A 17,074-nucleotide genomic window follows, 5' to 3' on the forward strand; every position below is an offset into this window, starting at 1 on the left:
CCATCCCCATGGCCAGAAACCTGACCTTCCACATCTTCCGGCACAATCCTGCAGACCCGGCCTCCACGCCGCACATGGATACCTTTGTCCTCAACGAAACCGCGGCCATGACGCTGTTCATCGCCCTGAACCGGATCCGCGAGGAGCACGACCCCGGCCTGCAGTTCGACTTCTGCTGCCGCGCCGGCGTGTGCGGATCCTGCGCCATGGTCGTCAACGGCCGGCCCGCCCTGGCCTGCCACACCAAAACCCGTGACCTGCCCGAATCCGTCACCCTGCTGCCCCTGCCCTTCTTCAAGCTCGTGGGGGACTTGAGCGTGGATACCGGCGTCTGGTTCCGGGAGATGTACCAGCGCGTGGAAAGCTGGATCCACACCGCCAAGGCCTTCGACCCGTCCAAAAAGGAAGCCCGCATGGCCAACGCCACCGCCGAGGCCATCTACGAGCTGGACCGCTGCATCGAGTGCGGCTGCTGCATTGCCGCCTGTGGCACGGCCCGCATGCGGGAAGACTTCCTGGGCGCGGCGGGCCTGAACCGCGTGGCCCGCTTCCGCCTGGATCCGCGGGACGAGCGCAAGGATGCCGACTACTTCCACCTCATCGGGGACGATGCCGGCATTTTCGGCTGCATGGGCCTGCTGGCCTGCGAGGATGTCTGCCCCAAGCACCTGCCCCTGCAGGACCAGCTGGCCGCCCTGCGCCGCAAGATGGCCGGCACGGCCCTCAGGCGCACGCTGCCCTTCTTCCGGGACGTGAAAAAAATCCGCAAAAAATAGCGCAACTGACGCGTGCACAGGTCTGTGCGAGAGGGGGTTCGGGGGAAAACCTTTCTTGAGAAAGGTGTTCCCCCGAGAGTTCTTTTCAAAAACAACGTGTTCTATTGATGACCGCCGTGGCCGCCATGCGCCGCCTCGTAGGCCGTAAGCTCCTCCAGACTGATGACGCCGTTGCCGTCGGCGTCCGTGGCGGCAAAGGCGGCGTCGGCGTTCGGGCCCATCATCTTTTTGTATTCCGCCAGGTCCACGCCGCCATCCTTGTTCTTGTCCATCATGTCGAAATGCATCTTGGACCGGCCGGCCTGGTCCATGGCCAGGGCAACACCGGGCGCAATCGCACCGAACGTCAACGCTGCCGCCATCATCAACATGGCCACACGAATCATGCGTACCTCCTCTTCAGGGAATGCTCTCATGCGCGGCGGGTATGCCGCAGTTCCTCGTACAAACAATAGATGATCGGGGTGGTCAGCCAGGTAAGCATGGCCACGGCCATGCCGCCGAAGGACGGGATGGCCATGGGCGCCATGATGTCCGACCCCCGCCCCGTGGACGTGAGCACCGGCAGCAGGGCCAGCATGGTGGTGGCCGTGGTCATCATGGCCGGCCGGATGCGGCGCGATGCGCCCTCCACCACGGCGCGGCGCAGGGCCTCCCTGCTCTCGAACCGTCGGCCCTCCATCTGCTGGCCCAGGTAGGTGGCCATGAGCACGCCATCGTCCGTGGCAATGCCGAAGAGCGCCAGAAAGCCCACCCACACCGCCACACTGAGGTTCACGGGATGGATCTGGAACAGCGCCCGCAGATCCACCCCCAGGATGGTTGCGTCCAGGAACCAGGGCTGGCCGTAGCACCACAGCATCAGAAACCCGCCGGACCACGCCATGAGCACGCCGGAAAACACCAGCATGGTCAGCGAGATGCGCTTGAACTGGAAATACAGCAGCAGGAAGATGAGCAGCAGACACAGCGGCAGCAGCACGGCCAGCCGTTGCTGGGCGCGAATCTGGTTCTCATAGCTGCCGGAAAAAGCGTAGCTGACGCCGGCCGGCAGCACCAAATCCCCGGCGGCCTGACGCTGTTCCAGATACGCCTTGGCGTGCTCCACCACGTCCACTTCGGGGTATTCGGGGACGCGGTCAAAGAGCACATACCCGGTGAGGAAGGTATCCTCGCTCTTGATCATCTGCGGCCCGCGCACGTAGCGGATGTGCGCCAGCTGCGCCAGGGGCACATCCTCGCCCATGGACCCGGTGACCACCACCTTTTCCAGGGCCTCGGGCGTGTCCCGCAGCTCGCGCGGATACCGCACCCGCACGGGGTACCGCTCGCGGCCTTCCACGGTATAGGTGACGGGCATGCCGCCCACGGCCGTCTCGATGACCGCCTGCACCTGGGCGATGCGCACGCCGTAACGGGCGATGGCGTCGCGATCAATGACGATTTCCAGATACGGCTTGCCCACGATGCGATCCGCGATGACCGCCGCCGCCTGCACCGAGGGCACTTCCTTGAGCAGGGCTTCGATCCGCAGGCCCACGGCTTCGATGGTCTGCAGGTCCGGCCCCCTGACCTTCACCCCCATGGGCGCGCGCATGCCGGACTGCAGCATGACGATGCGCGCCGCAATGGGCTGCAGCCGGGGCGCGCCGGTGACGCCCGGCACCTCTGCCGCCGCGACAATGGCGTCCCAGATGTCATTGGGCGAGCGGATGCCGGCCCAGGCCTCGCGGCCGGGATTGCGTGCCGGATCCAGAGGCGGCCGCCATTGCCGGAACGGCTGGCCGGCGTCATCGGCAATGAGCGTCCCGGTCTCGTCCCGTTCAAATCGTCCTTGCACCACATAGGGCATGCCGTCCGCCGCGGGCTGTGGCGCGCCGTCCAGGGACCGGTACCAGTCCTCGCGGGTGTCGTCGTACCGGAAGCGCAGGAGCCGGCCCTGCTCGTCCCGGGCATATTCGTCTCGATAATTGATGACGGTTTCGATCATGGACACGGGCGCGGGGTCCAACGGCGTTTCCGCCCGGCCCAGCTTGCCCACGGCCAAGGCCACCTCGGGAATGGCCTGGATGGCCATGTCCTGATATTTCAGCACCGCATGCACCTCGCTCAGGGAGGCATGGGGCATGGTGGTGGGCATGAACAGAAACGCGCCCTCGTCCAGGGGCGGCATGAACTCCTTGCCCAGACCCGGAAACGCATGGTTGACGGCCACCATGACCCCGGACTGCCGCCACTCCTGCGGCAGCCAGGCAAAGCACCGGGGGCCACCCAGCCAGGCCAGCGCCCCCAGCCCCAGCAGCAGCAACGGCAGCAGCAGAAAAGCCGTCTTGATTCGCAGCAACTGCCCCAGCACCCAGGGGTAGATGCGGACCATTCCCAGAAAACCAGCCATGAGCGCAGCGATGACGAGGCCGGCAAAACCGATGTTCCGCCACAGGCTCTCGCCGTGGCCCAGGGGCATCCAGTGCGCCGCCAGCACGGCCACGATGGCCAGGGCGGCGGCCAGGTTGTCCAGCACGGCCCAGGCCCTGGCCACCCGGTCCGGGAGCCGCGGCGTCACCAGCGCCCGCAGGCCCAGGTACAGCAGGGGCAGCCCGGCCCACCAGGCCAGCCACGCCCAGGCGCCGACGCCCGCGGCCAGATAGATCCCGCCTTTGCCCCAGCGCAGCCCGCGCGCCCGGAGCGTGGCGTCCTTGCCACGGTCCCCCATGACCAACGAGGCGAAGGTCGGCAGCATGGTCAGCCCCACCACAATGGCCGCCACCATGGCGAACGTCTTGGTGAACGCCAGCGGCCTGAACAGCTTGCCCTCGGGGCCTTCCATGGCGAAGACCGGCAGAAAACTCACCGCCGTGGTGGCCACGCTGGTGAGGATGGCTCCGCCCACCTCGGCGGCGGCGGCGTAGATCACCTCTATCTTCGAGGCCCCGGCCGGGGCGCGTTCGAAGTGCTGCAGGATGTTCTCGCACAGCACGATGCCCACATCCACCATGACCCCGATGGCGATGGCAATGCCCGACAGGGCCACGATGTTGGCGTCCACCCCGGCGATTTTCATGGCGATGAAGCACATGGCGATGGCCAGGGGCAGCAGCGAGGAAATGAGCAGCGAGCTGGACAGGTGCAGCACCGAGAGCACCACCACCACGATGGTGATGAGCACCTGTTGCGTCAGGGCCTCCTCCAGGGTGCCCAGGGTCTCCTGGATAAGCCCGGTGCGGTCGTAAAAGGGCACGATGCGCACAGTGCTCACGCGGCCATCGGGCAGGGTCTTGCTCGGCAGTCCTGGGCTGATTTCCTTGATCTTTTCCTTGACCCGCTGGATGGCTTCCAGGGGATTGGCGCCCTGGCGCACCACCACCACGCCGCCCACGGCCTCGGCGCCGTCCTTGTCCAGCACACCGCGACGCAGGGCCGGCCCCAGGCCCACCTGGGCCACATCGCCCACACGGATGGGAACGCCGTCCCGCGCCACAATCACCGCGGCCTGCAAATCCTCCACGCTCTTGATGAAGCCCACGCCGCGGACCAGATATTCCGGCCCGTTGACCTCGATGGTCCGCGCGCCCACGTCCAGATTGGCCTGCCGTACGGCATTGACCACCTGCTCCAGGCTGATGCCGGCGGCGCGCAGGGCCTCTGGATCCACATCGACCTGGTATTCCTTGACGAACCCGCCGGCGGACGCCACTTCGCTGATGCCTTCCACCCCCAGCAGGGCATAGCGGACGTAATAATCCTGGATGGTGCGCAGCTCGGCCAGATCCCAGCCGCCGGCGGGGGTGCCGTCGGCATCGCGGCCTTCCAGGGTGTACCAGAACACCTGCCCCAGGGCCGTGGCGTCCGGCCCCAGGGTGGGCCGCACCCCGGCCGGCAGGGTGCCCGGCGGCAGGCTGGCCAGCTTTTCCAGCAGCCGCGAACGCGACCAGTAAAACTCCACCTCTTCGTTGAAAATCACATAAATGCTGGAGAAGCCGAACATGGAGAAGCTGCGCACCGTCTTCACGCCCGGCACGCCCAGCAGGGACACGGTGAGGGGATACGTCACCTGATCTTCCATGTCCTGGGGGGAACGGCCCGGCCACTCGGTGAAGACGATCTGCTGGTTCTCGCCGATGTCCGGGATGGCGTCCACGTGCACGGGGTCGCGCGGCAGGCCGCCCGTGTCCCAATGGAACGGGGCCACCATGAGCCCCCAACCCAGGACAAGCAGGGCCAGCAGGACCGTGGCCAGACGATTTTCCAGGAAAAATCGGATGGTCAGCGTAATGGGATTGAGCGGGGATGGCGGCATGGGCAACTCCGCTACTTCGCCAGGGGCAGTTGGCCGGTGACGTCGCCGCAACCGGGCATGAGGTGGCCGAAGTACGGGTTGCGGATGTCCGGATCAGGCTGCAGCCAGTCTGCGCCCTGGTAGTCGAAGGCCATGGGGCAATGGAGCCGGAACAGCTCGCCCTGGCTGACGATTCCCAGAGTCTGCGCGGCCTGGATGAGGGCGTTGGACACGGGCTGGAAGCCGGCGCGCACCTGCTCCAGGGTCGCCTGATCCTGCATGACGGCCAGCCCGGCATCCATCTCGGCCTGCACGGCGGCAAAGGCGGCGGCGGCCTCGTCCGAGAATCCGGCGAATCCGGCCGCGCCCGATTTCACGGTCCTCCAGACGTCTCCCAGGGCCTGTACCGCGGCCTGGGCGGCCGGGGCGTCGTCCCGGGCCAGGGCTTCCTGCAGCCGCAGGTAGGCAGCCAGCACGGCCCCCAGCTGTTGCTGCACGGCCTCGGGAGCCGGCGCGCCCGGCCCGCCCGGTCCGCCCGGTCCGCCCGGTCCGCCCGATCCGCTGGCCAGGGCGGCATAGTCGAAGGTGTGGCGCAGGCGGTCCATGCGGGCGGCCAGATCCCGGGCGTGCCCGCGCAGTTCGGTCATGGAGCGGCTGTCGCGGCCCAGGCGGACATCATTGCCCAGGAGCATGGCCAGCTCCTTCCAGTGCAGGGCCGGCTCGTCCACCAGGGTACTGGCGTCCAGGGCGGCCAGGGCCTGCCCCAGGGCGGCGAAGGCCTGCCGGCCGGTTTCCAGATCCGTACCCCCGGCCGCGACACGCACGGCCTCCGCCGGCGCATCCAGGCCCGGCAGCTGACGCAAAAAGGGCGGGGGCACGCCCGGCAACGCCCCGGGGACGCCGGCCCCCTCGGGCAGCATCATGCTCGGTGCGGCCATGAGCTGGGCGGCGCTGTCCACCAGGAAATTGCCGCGGGCCACCACCATCTCGCCCTCGGCCAGGCCCTGGCGGACCACGTACCGATCTCCGGCGCGCGGTCCCAGGACGATTTCCCGGCCCGCATAGCTGCCGGGGGTGTCGGGATCGGCCACATAGACGATGGCCCGCGCGCCCGTGACCAGCGCCGCAGAAGCCGGGATGGTCAGCACCTGGCCTGCGTCTGCGGCGTCATTGCCGTTGCCGGCAGCGGTCTGCTGCACGGCGTGCACCAGCATGCCCGGCTTGAGCCGGCCGCCGGGGTTGGCCACGTCCAGGCGGACGCGGAAGGTACGGGTCATGGTGTCGATGACCGGATCGATGAACGCCACCGCCCCGGTGAAGGTTTCGCCGGGAATGCCTGTGGCTTCGAAACGCACCGCCGCGCCCATGCGCAGCCAGGGCAGGTCCGCCTCGTAGGCCTCGAACACGGCCCAGACGCGGGACAGGTCCGCAATGGCGTACAGTCGCGTGCCCGTGGCCACATAGGCCCCTTCCTGCACGTCCTTGCGCACCACCACGCCCCCCGCCGGGGCGCTCAGGGCCATGCGATCCGCCGGCGCGCCGCGCTTGAGCACGGCCTCCGTCTCGGCGGCGGAAAAGCCCAGCAGCCGCAGCTTTTCCAGGGCGGCGCGTTCGGTGCGGGCGGCGGTGTCGCGCAGCAGGGCCGGTGCGTCTGCCGCCAGACGGGCCACGGCCTTGCGGGCCTCCAGCAGCTCGGCCTGGGCGGCCACCAGCTCGGGGCTATATATCTCGGCCATGACCTGCCCGGCCTTGACCATGCCGCCGGTGACGTTCACATGCAGCCGATCCAGCCGGCCGGCCACGCGGGCGGTGATGTAGGCCTGGCTGGTTTCGTCCACCTCGATGCGTCCCAGCAGCCGGGTGGCCACGTCCACGGTGCGTCGCTCCACCGGCGCCAGCGCCACCTGTGCCAGGGCCCGGGCCGCGGGACTGAGGGTCACAGCGCGCAGGCTGGTGGGCGCGTCCTCCTGTCGCCCCTTGGCGACGGGGATGAGATCCATGGCGCAGATGGGGCACAGCCCCGGCTCGGGCAGGCGGATCCAGGGATGCATGGAGCAGGTCCAATACGCGACATCGGATTCGCCCGTGCTGGATCCGTTGGCCCCGGATCCGTTGGCAGCCGCGGCGTGTTCGTGCTCATGCCCGGCCATGGCTGGTTCCTTGTGGGATTCGCCCGCGCCGCCCAGCCAGTAGCCGCCGCCAAAGGCCAGCAGCGCCGCCAACAGCCATACCCAGGCCATCCGGCGCGCCGGAGGCGCTGATTTTCGCAACGGGGTCATCGGATGCCCTCCTGGTGGCTGATGCCTGACGTGGTGGTGTCCGGCCTGGCGATATCCGGCCGCTCCAGTCCGGCCCTGGCCTGGCGCAGGGAGCCGCCGGGCGCGGGCGTCACCGGCAGGTCCTCGCCCACCAGGGACTCGATTTCCGCCAGCCGCTGCCCCTGGGCAGCCAGGGCCTGCACGGCGTTGAGTTCCAGCTCCAGCAGGCTGCGCTGGGCCATGATCAGCTCCGCATACCGGCCCGTGCCGGCCTGATAGGCGCCGATGGCCGCGCCGAAGCCCTGCACGGCCCGGGGAAGGAGGGCCTCCCGGTACAGGGCGGTCTTGCGGGCGGCATCGTCCAGGTTGAAGCGGGCCATGACCAGATCCGCAGCCAGGCGATCACGCAGGCCGTCGCGGTCGTTGATGGCGGCAAGCTGGCGGGCCCTGGCCTCGCGGGTGGCGGCCTGGCGGCGTTCGTTGAAGATCGGCAGGGTGAAGGACAGGGACAGCACCACCGGGTCCTTGCCCGAGTCTCCCGGCGGCGGGGCGGGGAACATCCACTGCCCTGTGCTGTCCACGCCGCGATAGACATCCCACTGATTGGTGATGGTGGTTTCGATGCCGAGGGTGAAATCCGGGATGTAGTCCAGCCGGGCCAGGGTCTCGCCCTTGCGCTCGCGCTCCAGCAGGTGCTCAAAGACCTTGAGCTGCGGGCTCATGGCTTCCAGGCGCTCCACCAGGGCGGCTTCCTGCAGGTCCAGGGTGAACAGGGGGATGTCCGGCGTGGCGGGCAGGGCCATCTCCAAGGGTCGGTGCAGGGCGGCATTGAGGCTGGCCAGCGTCGGACCGCGCCGGGCCTCCAGGGTGCGGACGCGATCTCCCAGCAGGTCACGCTCGGACTGCACGGCCAGCAGATCGGCCATGGGCGCCATGCCGGCCACGTAGCGGGCATGGATCACCCCCTCCAGATGCTCCAGGAGGATCCCGGCCTCCCGGGCCACGCGCACGGCCTCTTCCAGGGCGGCCAGCTCGTACCAGACCCGCTTGACATCATAGGTGATGGTCAACCGCAGGGCATCGAAGCGGGCCTTCTCGGCCTCGGCCTCCAGGGCGGCGCGGTCGCCGCGGGCGATGAGCTTGCCGATCCAGGGGATGGTCTGCGTCAGCCCCAGCCGGGCCACCTGCGGACCGACACGGGTTTCCGCCGGCACGGCAAACCAGCCCAGGCTGAGGCGAGGGTCCTGCAGGCTGCGTTCCTGGGGCACCTTCTCCAGGGCGGCTTCCACCCGGCTCCAGGCCGCCTTGAGGCGAGGATTGTTCGCCATGGCGTGTTGCACCAGGGACTCCAGGGCGGCTTGGGAGTCCTGGGATGCCTGGGAGCTCTGGGCGCTCTGGGCGCTCCGGGCTTCCAGGGCGATGGCGGCACCCGGCGCAGGCCAGATGCAGACGCCCCAGGCCCAGACCAGCCATGCCGTCCACACCTTCCACGAAACCGCGACTCGCTTCGGCAATGCCTGGACCATGGCCCCCCCTGCAACCTCGCGCATTGTTCCACCACTTTTGCGGTATACAATTTTGATACACCAACATATCATACTTACGTACTGGAGCAAATCCTGCACCAGCGTGACTCACCGCCACGAATACGCAAACGTTGGCTCGAAGGCGCGCGCGACCGATGCGCCGGCTGTACGTATTGTTAACACCTGTAAAGATTGCTTACACTGCCGCGACATGACCAGATATGGACATTTCCAGGCAGTTGTGTTTTCATGCGCCCCGTTGTAGCTGCCGCGCTGCTATCTGCAACAGCACCCCTGCGGTACGGCTGTCCCCCTGTCGTTGTGCAGGCGTTCACGCCTGCCAATGCCGCCGCACGATGGCCATCCCGCCTTGTTGCTCATTCCATGTGACCCCCTTCACGGTTCTCCACGCACACGACACAGGAACGGATATGAGAGTTTCTCGACTCAAGCGTCCATTTTTCAAAGCCATGTTCGGCAAGCCCACGACTGAATGCGCGACGCAAGAGGCGCAGCCGGCTCGCCCAAAACGCAGGAACGCCAAATTTTTTCTCTATATTACAGTCATTCCTTCGCTGCTGTGCATCGTCTACTTCGGCTTCATTGAAACCGACAGATACCTTTCGGAATCCCGCTTCGTCGTCCGCCAGCAGGAACGCAAAAGCACGTCCTCCCTTGGGGTGTTGCTGCAAAGCGTCGGGATCACCAGCGCGCGCGAGGAAGCCTTTACGGCCAAGGATTTCGTGCTGTCGCGCGACGCGCTGCGGCTGATCGACAACAGCATCAACCTGCGGGCCGCCTTCACACGGGACGGCGTCGACCCCTTCAGCCGGTTCAATCCCCTAAACCTCGATGACAGCTTCGAGGAACTGTTCGCGTATTACAGCAAGCGAGTCAGGATGGAGGTGGACCTGACCTCGTCCATCGCCATCCTGAAGGTGGAGGCGTTCACGCCGGAAGACGCCACGCGCATCAACACGGAACTCCTGTTGCTGGCCGAAGGGCTCATCAACAAGCTCAACGAACGGGCCCGCACCGACACGATTGCCTTCGCCGCCCAGCAGGTGGAGGAGGCCGAGGTGGACGCCAAGGCCAGCGCGCTGGCTTTGTCCGCGTACCGGGATCAGGAAACCCTCTTCGACCCGGCCCAACAGTCCACCATGCAGCTGCAGCAGGTGTTCAAACTGCAGGCAGAGCTGATCACCGTGCGAGGACACATCGCCCAGTTTCGCGAATCTGCCTCCGAAAGCCCCCAGATGAAGGCGTTGCAACGGCGGGCCCACGAGTTGCAGAAAGAAATCGACAACGAGATGGCCAAGGTGACCGGCGGCTCGGACTCCATCACCCAAAAAGTTATTGAATTCGAACGGTTGATGCTTGACCGAGACTTCTCCGACAAGCGGCTGAGTGCGGCGCTGGGCGCGCTGGAACAGGCCCGTTCCGAGGCGCAGCGCCAACAGCTGTACCTGGAGCGCATTGTTGCTCCCAACCTGCCGGATACGCCGATCTATCCCAAACGCATCCGCAACATCCTGACGGCAGTGGGGGTGTTGATAATGTTGTATGGCGTCGTCAAAATTCTCATGATCGGACTCATGGAGCACAGCGAGCAATGAGCAACAGCGCGCCTCCGCCATCGATCCGGCAGTCCCTGGCCGTGCAGCAACGCGTGGTGGGTGCGCTGCTGCGGCGCGAGTTCGTGAACCTTTCCGGCCGAAAGGGCGCGGGCTTCTTATTTGTCATCCTGGAGCCCTGCATCTTCATGCTTGCGCTCAGCGCGTTGTTCATCTTCCGGCGCGCTCTGGGCAATGCGCAGTTCTCCATGGCCGCGTTCGCGCTCTCGGGCTATGGCATCCTGTGGTCGTGCCGGTTTCAGATCATGAAGTCTACCAACGTCATCAGTTCCAATCTGCCGCTGTTTTATCACCGCAATGTCCGAGTGCTCGACGTGATGATTTCCCGAGCCACCATCCAGGCGGCCTGCACCACGGCCAGCTTCATCCTGTTGTTTATGCTGGCCTACCTGCTGTCGATGCTTCCATTTCCGGACGACCCACTACTGATTATGTACTCATGGGTATTGGTGCAGTGGTACGGATTCAACCTTTGCATTCTTACCGGCTCCCTGTCTGCCCTCGTCAGTTTCGGCACCAAGATATGCATATTACTGAATGTAGCGCACGTATTGTGCACTGGCGGGCTGTTCATGGTGGACTGGCTTCCCCATGAATACCGAGAGATTGCACTGTTGTTCCCCATGGTGCATGCCACCGAAATGATGCGCGATGGATTCTTCAATGAATCCATGATCACTTACTACGACCCTGTGTATATAGTTACTTCAAATATCATCATGTCATACATGTGCCTTTGCACCATGCTCAAGTACACGAAATCCGAGGCCGTGTATGGTAGAAGCTAAAAAAATATGCAAAGTCTATATGACCCGGAAGGGCCCGCGTGACATCCTGAAGAACATCTCCTTCTGCATTCACAAGGGCGATAAGCTGGGCATCCTCGGCTGCAACGGGGCCGGCAAATCAACGCTGATCCGGGTCATCAGCGGTGCGGAACTGCCCACTTCCGGCGAAATCGAGCGGACCATGTCCGTCTCCTGGCCGCTGGCCCTGCAGGGGGGGTTCGTGGGGCACATGACCGGGACGGACAATCTGCGCTTCATCAGCCGCATCTATAATGTTGAGTTCAAACAGGCCCTTGAGTACGTAAAGGATTTTTCCGAACTCGGCACCTACCTGTACGAGCCGGTGAATACGTATTCGTCCGGCATGCGCGCCCGGCTGGCCTTTGCCATCTCCATGGCCGTGGATTTTGACTGCTATCTCATCGACGAGATCTCTGCCGTTGGTGACAAGCGCTTTAACAAAAAGTACAAGGACACCCTGTTCAACGAAAAAGGCGACCGGTCCCTGATCATGGTCTCCCATTTTTACGGCGTCATTCAGGAATACTGCAACAAGGTCGCCGTACTCGACCAGGGACGCCTGGCCGTGTTCGACGACCCGAAAGAGGCCATCGCCCTGTACGACCGCGTGCTTGCAGGGCAGCAGATCACCTTTTGATCCCGGAGCGGCGGCACCCATGACCCCCCCTCCCCGCACGCTGGTGCTCAACTGCACCCGCTTCGGCGACCTGCTGCAAACCCAGCCCCTGGCCAGCGGCCTGGCCATGCAGGGCCGCCAGGTGGGCATTCTGTGCCTGGAAACCTTTCAGGATGCCGCACGCCTGCTGCGGGATGTGACCTTTGTGGCCGCCGTGCCCGGCGCCAGAATTCTGGCAACCCTGGACCGCAGCTGGCCCAAGGCCCTGGCCGACACCTGGACCTTCCGGCAGGACATCTCCGCCGCCTTCCCGCCCGACGATGTGCTTAATCTCACCGCCACCGTGCCCTCGCGGCTGCTGTCGCGGTTCCTGAGTCTGAGCCGGACGCCGCCAGCTCCGGAGCGCGGCTTCTGCCTGGATGCCTGGGGTTTTTCGCGCACCATCCATCCGTGGGCGTCGTTTCTGCTGGCCTCCACCCGTCGCCGGGGCTGCAGCCCGTTCAATCTGGTGGACAGCTTCTGGAAGGCAGCCGACCTGCCAGACATGCCGCGCCCCAACCATCTTCTCCCCCCCTCGGCCGAAGCCATGCAGGCCATCGCGCCCCTGTTTGACGCGTTCCCCAGTCCTGGCGGGTATGTGGGCCTGCAGCTGGGCGCCAGCGAGGAGCGCCGGCGCTGGCCCATCCGGGAGTTCGCCGCCATGGCTGCCCTGCTCTGGCAGCGCCATGGTCTGACGCCGGTGGTGCTGGGCAGCCCGGCGGAAGTCCCCCTGGCCCAGCGCTTTGTGGAGGCCTATCACGCCCTGGTCCCGGCGGGGCCGGTCATCGTGGCGGCAGGCAAGACCTCCCTCACGGAACTGGCCGCCGTGCTCACGCGTCTGGTGCTTCTGGTGACCAACGACACCGGCACCATGCACCTTGCCGCCGGCCTGGGGGTGGACATCGCCTCCATTTTTCTGGCCACGGCCCAGCCATGGGATACGGGTCCGTATCGCCCGGGCAGTCTGAGCCTGGAGCCGGACCTGCCCTGCCATCCCTGCGCCTATGGCAGCGTCTGCCCGCGGGAGCATCAGTGCCGCCACGTCATCGCCGGCGATATGCTGGCCGAGGCCATCGGCCGTTTTCTGCCCGCCAGAACCTGGACCAGGGCCGAGACCGGGAGGGAGTTTGCCGGCGCACGCGCCTGGTTGAGCCGGGTGGATCTGGCCGAAGGCGGCTTCATGACCCTGGAATCCCTCTCCGGCCACGAAGAAACCGACCGCACCCGCTGGATCCGGCTGCAGCGCCGCATGTATCGTCGTTTTCTTGACAACCTGCCGCTGGATCCGGCTGCAGCGCCCGTCAGCCTTTCGCCAGCCGCCGCAGCAGCCGTGCAGGCGGAAATCCAGACCGCCCTGGCCCTGCTCACCCTGCTGGACGGCCAGCTCCAGGCCCTTGTGCAAACCTCCCTGCCCCCGATCAAACGCAAGTTCCTGGCCACCTGGGAACGGCTGCAAGCCAGCTGGGAGGGCAGCGCATACTTCAATGTCCTCGGATACATGTTCGCCAACACCGGCCAGGAGCAAGGCGACGACCTGCGCGCCGTGGCCCGCATGCTCGCGGCATACAAAACCCTGCTGGCCGCCTGGCGACTGCATCTTCCTGACTGACATCGCATTTGTAGCACACTCCTTGCATGGCTCCTGCACAGGCAGGGTTTGCCCAGTACACGCGTACCATGCAACGGAGAATTGCCATGATCACCATAGACGGCCGCACCATCGACCGCTCCCTCGACACGTTCGCCAATCTTGAAGAGTTGTTGCTGAATCTTTCCGAAGACAGCGCCCTGGAAAACCGCGTTGTCACCGACGTGCTGGTGGACGGCGAAGCCTTCAGCGAAATCTACCCCCATCAGGCCGAGGACATCGAAACCCGCGGCATCAAGAGCGTGGAAATCGTCAGTGTTTCCGTGCAGCAAATGGCGGCGGACATCACCCACGAGCTGTACACGGTGGTGCGCCTGATGAACCACGGCAGCAAGAGCGTGGCCGACCTGTTCCGGCGCGCCGACGATGCCAGCGCCCTGGAAATGCTGCAGGATCTGCTGGACGTCACCCGCGACTTCCTCAGCATGGTCGGCGTGCTGCGCCACGAGTTTTCCATGCGCGATAACCCCGACTTCGAGCGCCTGGCCGGCGAAATCAGCGACCTGTTCTCCGAAATGAGCGAAGTCATGGAAAACGAGGACTGGATCCTGCTCGCCGACCTGCTGGAATACGAATTCAACCCGGCGACGGAAAAGTGGAAGCACGTTCTCACCAGCCTGAGCGAAGACATTAAGGTGGAAGGGGCCTAGCCGCCCGTTTTCACGTGAAACAGGATTTGAGGGGGTTCTGCGTGAACACACCCATCACCTTGCTGGACAAGGCGCTGGCACTGGCCGAGGAAGAAATGACCCTGCTGCAGGGCGGTGATGTTGACGGCGCGCACCTGCACGCCGCACAACGCATCGCCCTGACCGAACAAGCCTGGACCTTGCGCACCCAGGCCGCACCGGCTGACCCCACGGACCCGGCGCGCCTGACCATGCTGCAGGAAAAACTGCTGCAGCTGCAGGCCATGCAACACCGCCTGACCGCGGAAGCCCGTCGGCTGCATGCGTCCATCAAGGCGGAGCTTCTGCGCTCGCGCAAGGAAGGCGCCCGCCACGCTGCCTATGGCAGGGCCCTGCGGCCCGCCACTGCCGGCATCCCCAACAGCCGGTTCTGCAGCAAGCGCAGCTGACGCTGCCCCGGCAGGCTGGACTCCCGCGCCTGACTGCGGCAAAAAGGGACGCCCCATGCGTCCCTTTTTTATGTGAGTCTCCATGCAGCCACCCCATTGGATCATCCCCGCCGAGTTCGACGGCGCGCGCCTGGATGTGGCCCTGGCGGCCCTGGCCGGCCTGGGCCGGCGCGGCGCGCACCGGCTGCTGGCACGCGGCGATGTCCGTTTGGATGGCCGCCCTGCGGGCAAGGGCATCCTTGTGCATGCCGGGCAGCGCCTCGAAGTACGACACGAGACGCTGCCGCCGCCCCCTGCCGCCCTCGCGGCGCAGGTGCTCTGCCGCACGGCGGACCATGCCGCCCTGGCCAAGCCCGCCGGCCTGCACACCGCCGCCCTGGCCGGGGATCCGGCCCGGGACAGCCTCGAAAGCCGGCTGCCGGCGCTGTTTCCGGGGCAGACCGTCGTACTGTGCAACCGGCTGGACCGGGAGACCTCGGGCATCGTCCTGGCTGCCTTTTCCTCCGCTGCCGCCGCGGCCTATCGCGCCCATGAGGATGCCGGCGCCGTGGACAAGCGCTATCATGCCGTGGTCCATGGACTGGTGGATGCGCCCCTGCTGCTGGATCGCGCCCTGGACATGCGCCGCCGGGCCGTGACTCGCGTGGAGCCCTTCGCCACGGCCGACCCCTTGCGCGTCACCCACGTGCTGCCCCTGCGCGCCCTGCCCGACGCCAGAACCCTGGTGGAATGCCGCATCCACAAGGGCGCACGGCACCAGATCCGCGCCCATCTGGCTGCGGCCGGGCATCCCATCGTCGGCGACGCCGTGTATGGCCATGCCGATGCCGGGCGGCTGATGCTGCATCATGCCCGGCTGACGTTTCCCGGGTTCCAGATCGAACTTGACTCGAAATTCAACACTGTTTAGCTTCCCTTGTGCCCCTGTGGCTTTTGCACTACTGTCCCTCGTTCGCCGATCCTGAAGGCATCCGCTCCTGGATGCCGTGCGCCGGATACGGCGTGCTTTCGGAGATTGCATGCCCGTCGAATCTTCTTCTGCTTCCGCCCCCTCGGGCACCCCGCAGGGCCCCTCGTTTGCCGCCGCGCCGCGATCCCTGCGCGAACTGCTCAAGGATCCCACCCTGCGCATCGTCTTTGGGGTGACGTGCATGATGGTCATGGGCGTCACCAGCATTGCCCCGGCCTTTCCGCGCATCATCGCTGCCTTCGACATACCGGCCGCCTCCATCGGCCTGCTGCTGACCTGGTTCACCGTCCCCGGTGTGATCCTGACCCCGGTGATGGGCATCCTGGCCGACCGGTACGGCCGCCGTCAGGTACTGGCGCCCTCCCTGGCCCTGTTCGGCGTGGCTGGCGTGGCTTGCACCTTTGCCGACAGCTTCGAGACGCTCTGCCTGCTGCGGCTGTTCCAGGGGATGGGCGCAGCGGCCCTGGGTGCGCTGAACATCACCATCATCGGGGACGCCTTCGAGGGCCGCGAGCGCATTACCGCCCTGGGGCTCAACGCCTCGGTGCTGTCCATCGGGGTGGCCAGCTATCCCATTCTGGGCGGGGCCCTGGCCCAGCTGCACTGGCGGCTGCCCTTCCTGCTCCCCCTGGCCGCCCTGCCCGTGGCGTGGTGGGTCTGGCGCAGGCTCAAACTGCATGTGCAGCCCGGCGGCATGGACGCCAAGGCCTATTTCCGCAGCGCCTGGGACGCCATGAAGGGCCGCGAGGTGCTGACGGTCTTTGCCGTCACGGCCTGCACCTTTGTGCTTATCTATGGTCCGTTCCTGAGCTTCGTGCCCGTGCACCTGGGCAAGGATCTGCATGCCGAACCCTGGCAGATCGGGGTGCTGCTTTCTTCCGCAGCACTGCTCACGGTGCTGTTCACCACGCAGATCGGCCGCATCAGCGCCCGCATTGGCGTCACCACCTGCATCAAGGCGGCCTTTGTCATTTATGCAGTGGCCAACCTGGTGTTTTTCCTGTCTCCGGCCCTGTGGTGGCACGTGGTGCCCATCATGCTGTTCGGCATGGGCCAGGGGCTGAACATCCCGAGCACCCAGGCCCTGATGGCCGAATACGCGCCCCCCGGCAACCGCGGCGGATTCATGGCCATGAACGGCACCCTGCTGCGCCTGGGCCAGACCATCGGCCCCCTGCTCTTCGGCGGCTTTTTTGCGCTGGGAGGAATGGACGCCGTGTTTCTGGGCGGCGTGGTGGTAGCCCTGGGCATGTTTGCCGTAGCCCTGCGCGGTTTCCGGCGCACGCCCGCCTGAGACGGCCGGAGCGCCTCGACGACTGCTGTGATTTTTCGCACATCTTCCCAACTCGCGTTTTTTGGCGTAATGTCCGGCAGACACGGCGTCTCGCCTGCGCCTGTTTCGTATCATTCCGCCATTCCAATCTTTTTTTGCAAGAGGATCGCT

At 65.9% G+C, this 17,074-nt stretch carries 13 protein-coding genes; 9 read left to right on the plus strand and 4 right to left on the minus strand.

Annotated elements, in window-relative coordinates:
- Positions 1–8: 8 nt before the first annotated feature.
- Positions 9–776: a fumarate reductase iron-sulfur subunit gene (locus DGI_RS03960; protein ID WP_021759414.1), complete on the plus strand. Its 768-nt coding sequence runs from the start codon at positions 9–11 to the stop codon at positions 774–776.
- A 101-nt stretch (positions 777–877) separates the two neighbouring features.
- On the opposite strand, the gene DGI_RS03965 is transcribed toward DGI_RS03960, so the two are convergent.
- The 4 genes from DGI_RS03965 to DGI_RS03980 are packed head-to-tail and all read right to left on the minus strand — an operon-like array spanning position 878 to position 8,836.
- Positions 878–1,162 carry an EF-hand domain-containing protein gene (locus DGI_RS03965; protein ID WP_034606754.1) on the minus strand — a complete coding sequence of 95 codons (285 nt, stop codon included), beginning with the start codon at positions 1,160–1,162 and terminating at the stop codon, positions 878–880.
- Positions 1,163–1,188: 26 nt separating this feature from the next.
- Positions 1,189–5,073, minus strand: coding sequence for an efflux RND transporter permease subunit (locus DGI_RS03970; protein WP_027192769.1), 3,885 nt, complete (start codon positions 5,071–5,073; stop codon positions 1,189–1,191).
- 11 nt (positions 5,074–5,084) lie between these two features.
- The gene (locus tag DGI_RS03975) at positions 5,085–7,331 is read right to left on the minus strand and encodes an efflux RND transporter periplasmic adaptor subunit (protein ID WP_081696667.1); all 2,247 of its coding nucleotides are present in this window, start codon (positions 7,329–7,331) and stop codon (positions 5,085–5,087) included.
- On the minus strand, positions 7,328–8,836 hold the full coding sequence (locus DGI_RS03980; RefSeq protein ID WP_158407285.1) for a TolC family protein: 1,509 nt from the start codon (positions 8,834–8,836) through the stop codon (positions 7,328–7,330). The genes DGI_RS03975 and DGI_RS03980 overlap by 4 nt, the downstream gene beginning before the upstream one ends.
- 356 nt (positions 8,837–9,192) lie before the next feature.
- Here DGI_RS03980 and DGI_RS03985 point away from each other — a divergent pair, with 356 nt between their 5' ends.
- The 8 genes from DGI_RS03985 (at position 9,193) to DGI_RS04020 (ending at position 16,924) form a co-directional block, all read left to right on the plus strand.
- Positions 9,193–10,452, plus strand: a complete 1,260-nt coding sequence (locus tag DGI_RS03985; RefSeq protein WP_144284107.1) for a hypothetical protein — start codon at positions 9,193–9,195, stop codon at positions 10,450–10,452.
- A complete protein-coding gene (locus tag DGI_RS03990; protein WP_021759420.1) occupies positions 10,449–11,258 on the plus strand; it encodes an ABC transporter permease in 810 nt (269 codons plus the stop codon). The genes DGI_RS03985 and DGI_RS03990 overlap by 4 nt, the downstream gene beginning before the upstream one ends.
- Before the next feature lie 19 nt (positions 11,259–11,277).
- Entirely contained in the window at positions 11,278–11,916 is a 639-nt protein-coding gene (locus DGI_RS03995) for an ABC transporter ATP-binding protein (protein ID WP_235619896.1), read from the plus strand.
- A 19-nt stretch (positions 11,917–11,935) separates the two neighbouring features.
- A complete protein-coding gene (locus DGI_RS04000; RefSeq protein WP_021759424.1) occupies positions 11,936–13,543 on the plus strand; it encodes a glycosyltransferase family 9 protein in 1,608 nt (535 codons plus the stop codon).
- Positions 13,544–13,629: 86 nt separating this feature from the next.
- Positions 13,630–14,232, plus strand: a complete 603-nt coding sequence (locus DGI_RS04005; protein WP_021759426.1) for a hypothetical protein — start codon at positions 13,630–13,632, stop codon at positions 14,230–14,232.
- Positions 14,233–14,273: 41 nt separating this feature from the next.
- Positions 14,274–14,660 carry a hypothetical protein gene (locus tag DGI_RS04010; protein WP_021759428.1) on the plus strand — a complete coding sequence of 129 codons (387 nt, stop codon included), beginning with the start codon at positions 14,274–14,276 and terminating at the stop codon, positions 14,658–14,660.
- Positions 14,661–14,742: 82 nt separating this feature from the next.
- On the plus strand, positions 14,743–15,570 hold the full coding sequence (locus DGI_RS04015) for a pseudouridine synthase family protein (RefSeq protein ID WP_021759429.1): 828 nt from the start codon (positions 14,743–14,745) through the stop codon (positions 15,568–15,570).
- 109 nt (positions 15,571–15,679) lie between these two features.
- Positions 15,680–16,924 carry an MFS transporter gene (locus DGI_RS04020; RefSeq protein ID WP_021759430.1) on the plus strand — a complete coding sequence of 415 codons (1,245 nt, stop codon included), beginning with the start codon at positions 15,680–15,682 and terminating at the stop codon, positions 16,922–16,924.
- Positions 16,925–17,074 lie beyond the last annotated feature (150 nt).

The organism is Megalodesulfovibrio gigas DSM 1382 = ATCC 19364, assembly GCF_000468495.1.
In the GTDB taxonomy this organism is placed as follows: Bacteria; Desulfobacterota; Desulfovibrionia; order Desulfovibrionales; family Desulfovibrionaceae; genus Megalodesulfovibrio; species Megalodesulfovibrio gigas.

What these genes read in the sequence shown, in the direction of transcription:
- DGI_RS03960 (WP_021759414.1), top strand. Translation starts at nt 9, where the DNA reads ATGGCCAGAAACCTGACCTTCCACATCTTCCGGCACAATCCTGCAGAC.
- DGI_RS03965 (WP_034606754.1), bottom strand. Translation starts at nt 1,162, where the DNA reads ATGATTCGTGTGGCCATGTTGATGATGGCGGCAGCGTTGACGTTCGGT.
- DGI_RS03970 (WP_027192769.1), bottom strand. Translation starts at nt 5,073, where the DNA reads ATGCCGCCATCCCCGCTCAATCCCATTACGCTGACCATCCGATTTTTC.
- DGI_RS03975 (WP_081696667.1), bottom strand. Translation starts at nt 7,331, where the DNA reads ATGACCCCGTTGCGAAAATCAGCGCCTCCGGCGCGCCGGATGGCCTGG.
- DGI_RS03980 (WP_158407285.1), bottom strand. Translation starts at nt 8,836, where the DNA reads ATGGTCCAGGCATTGCCGAAGCGAGTCGCGGTTTCGTGGAAGGTGTGG.
- DGI_RS03985 (WP_144284107.1), top strand. Translation starts at nt 9,193, where the DNA reads ATGGCCATCCCGCCTTGTTGCTCATTCCATGTGACCCCCTTCACGGTT.
- DGI_RS03990 (WP_021759420.1), top strand. Translation starts at nt 10,449, where the DNA reads ATGAGCAACAGCGCGCCTCCGCCATCGATCCGGCAGTCCCTGGCCGTG.
- DGI_RS03995 (WP_235619896.1), top strand. Translation starts at nt 11,278, where the DNA reads ATGACCCGGAAGGGCCCGCGTGACATCCTGAAGAACATCTCCTTCTGC.
- DGI_RS04000 (WP_021759424.1), top strand. Translation starts at nt 11,936, where the DNA reads ATGACCCCCCCTCCCCGCACGCTGGTGCTCAACTGCACCCGCTTCGGC.
- DGI_RS04005 (WP_021759426.1), top strand. Translation starts at nt 13,630, where the DNA reads ATGATCACCATAGACGGCCGCACCATCGACCGCTCCCTCGACACGTTC.
- DGI_RS04015 (WP_021759429.1), top strand. Translation starts at nt 14,743, where the DNA reads ATGCAGCCACCCCATTGGATCATCCCCGCCGAGTTCGACGGCGCGCGC.
- DGI_RS04020 (WP_021759430.1), top strand. Translation starts at nt 15,680, where the DNA reads ATGCCCGTCGAATCTTCTTCTGCTTCCGCCCCCTCGGGCACCCCGCAG.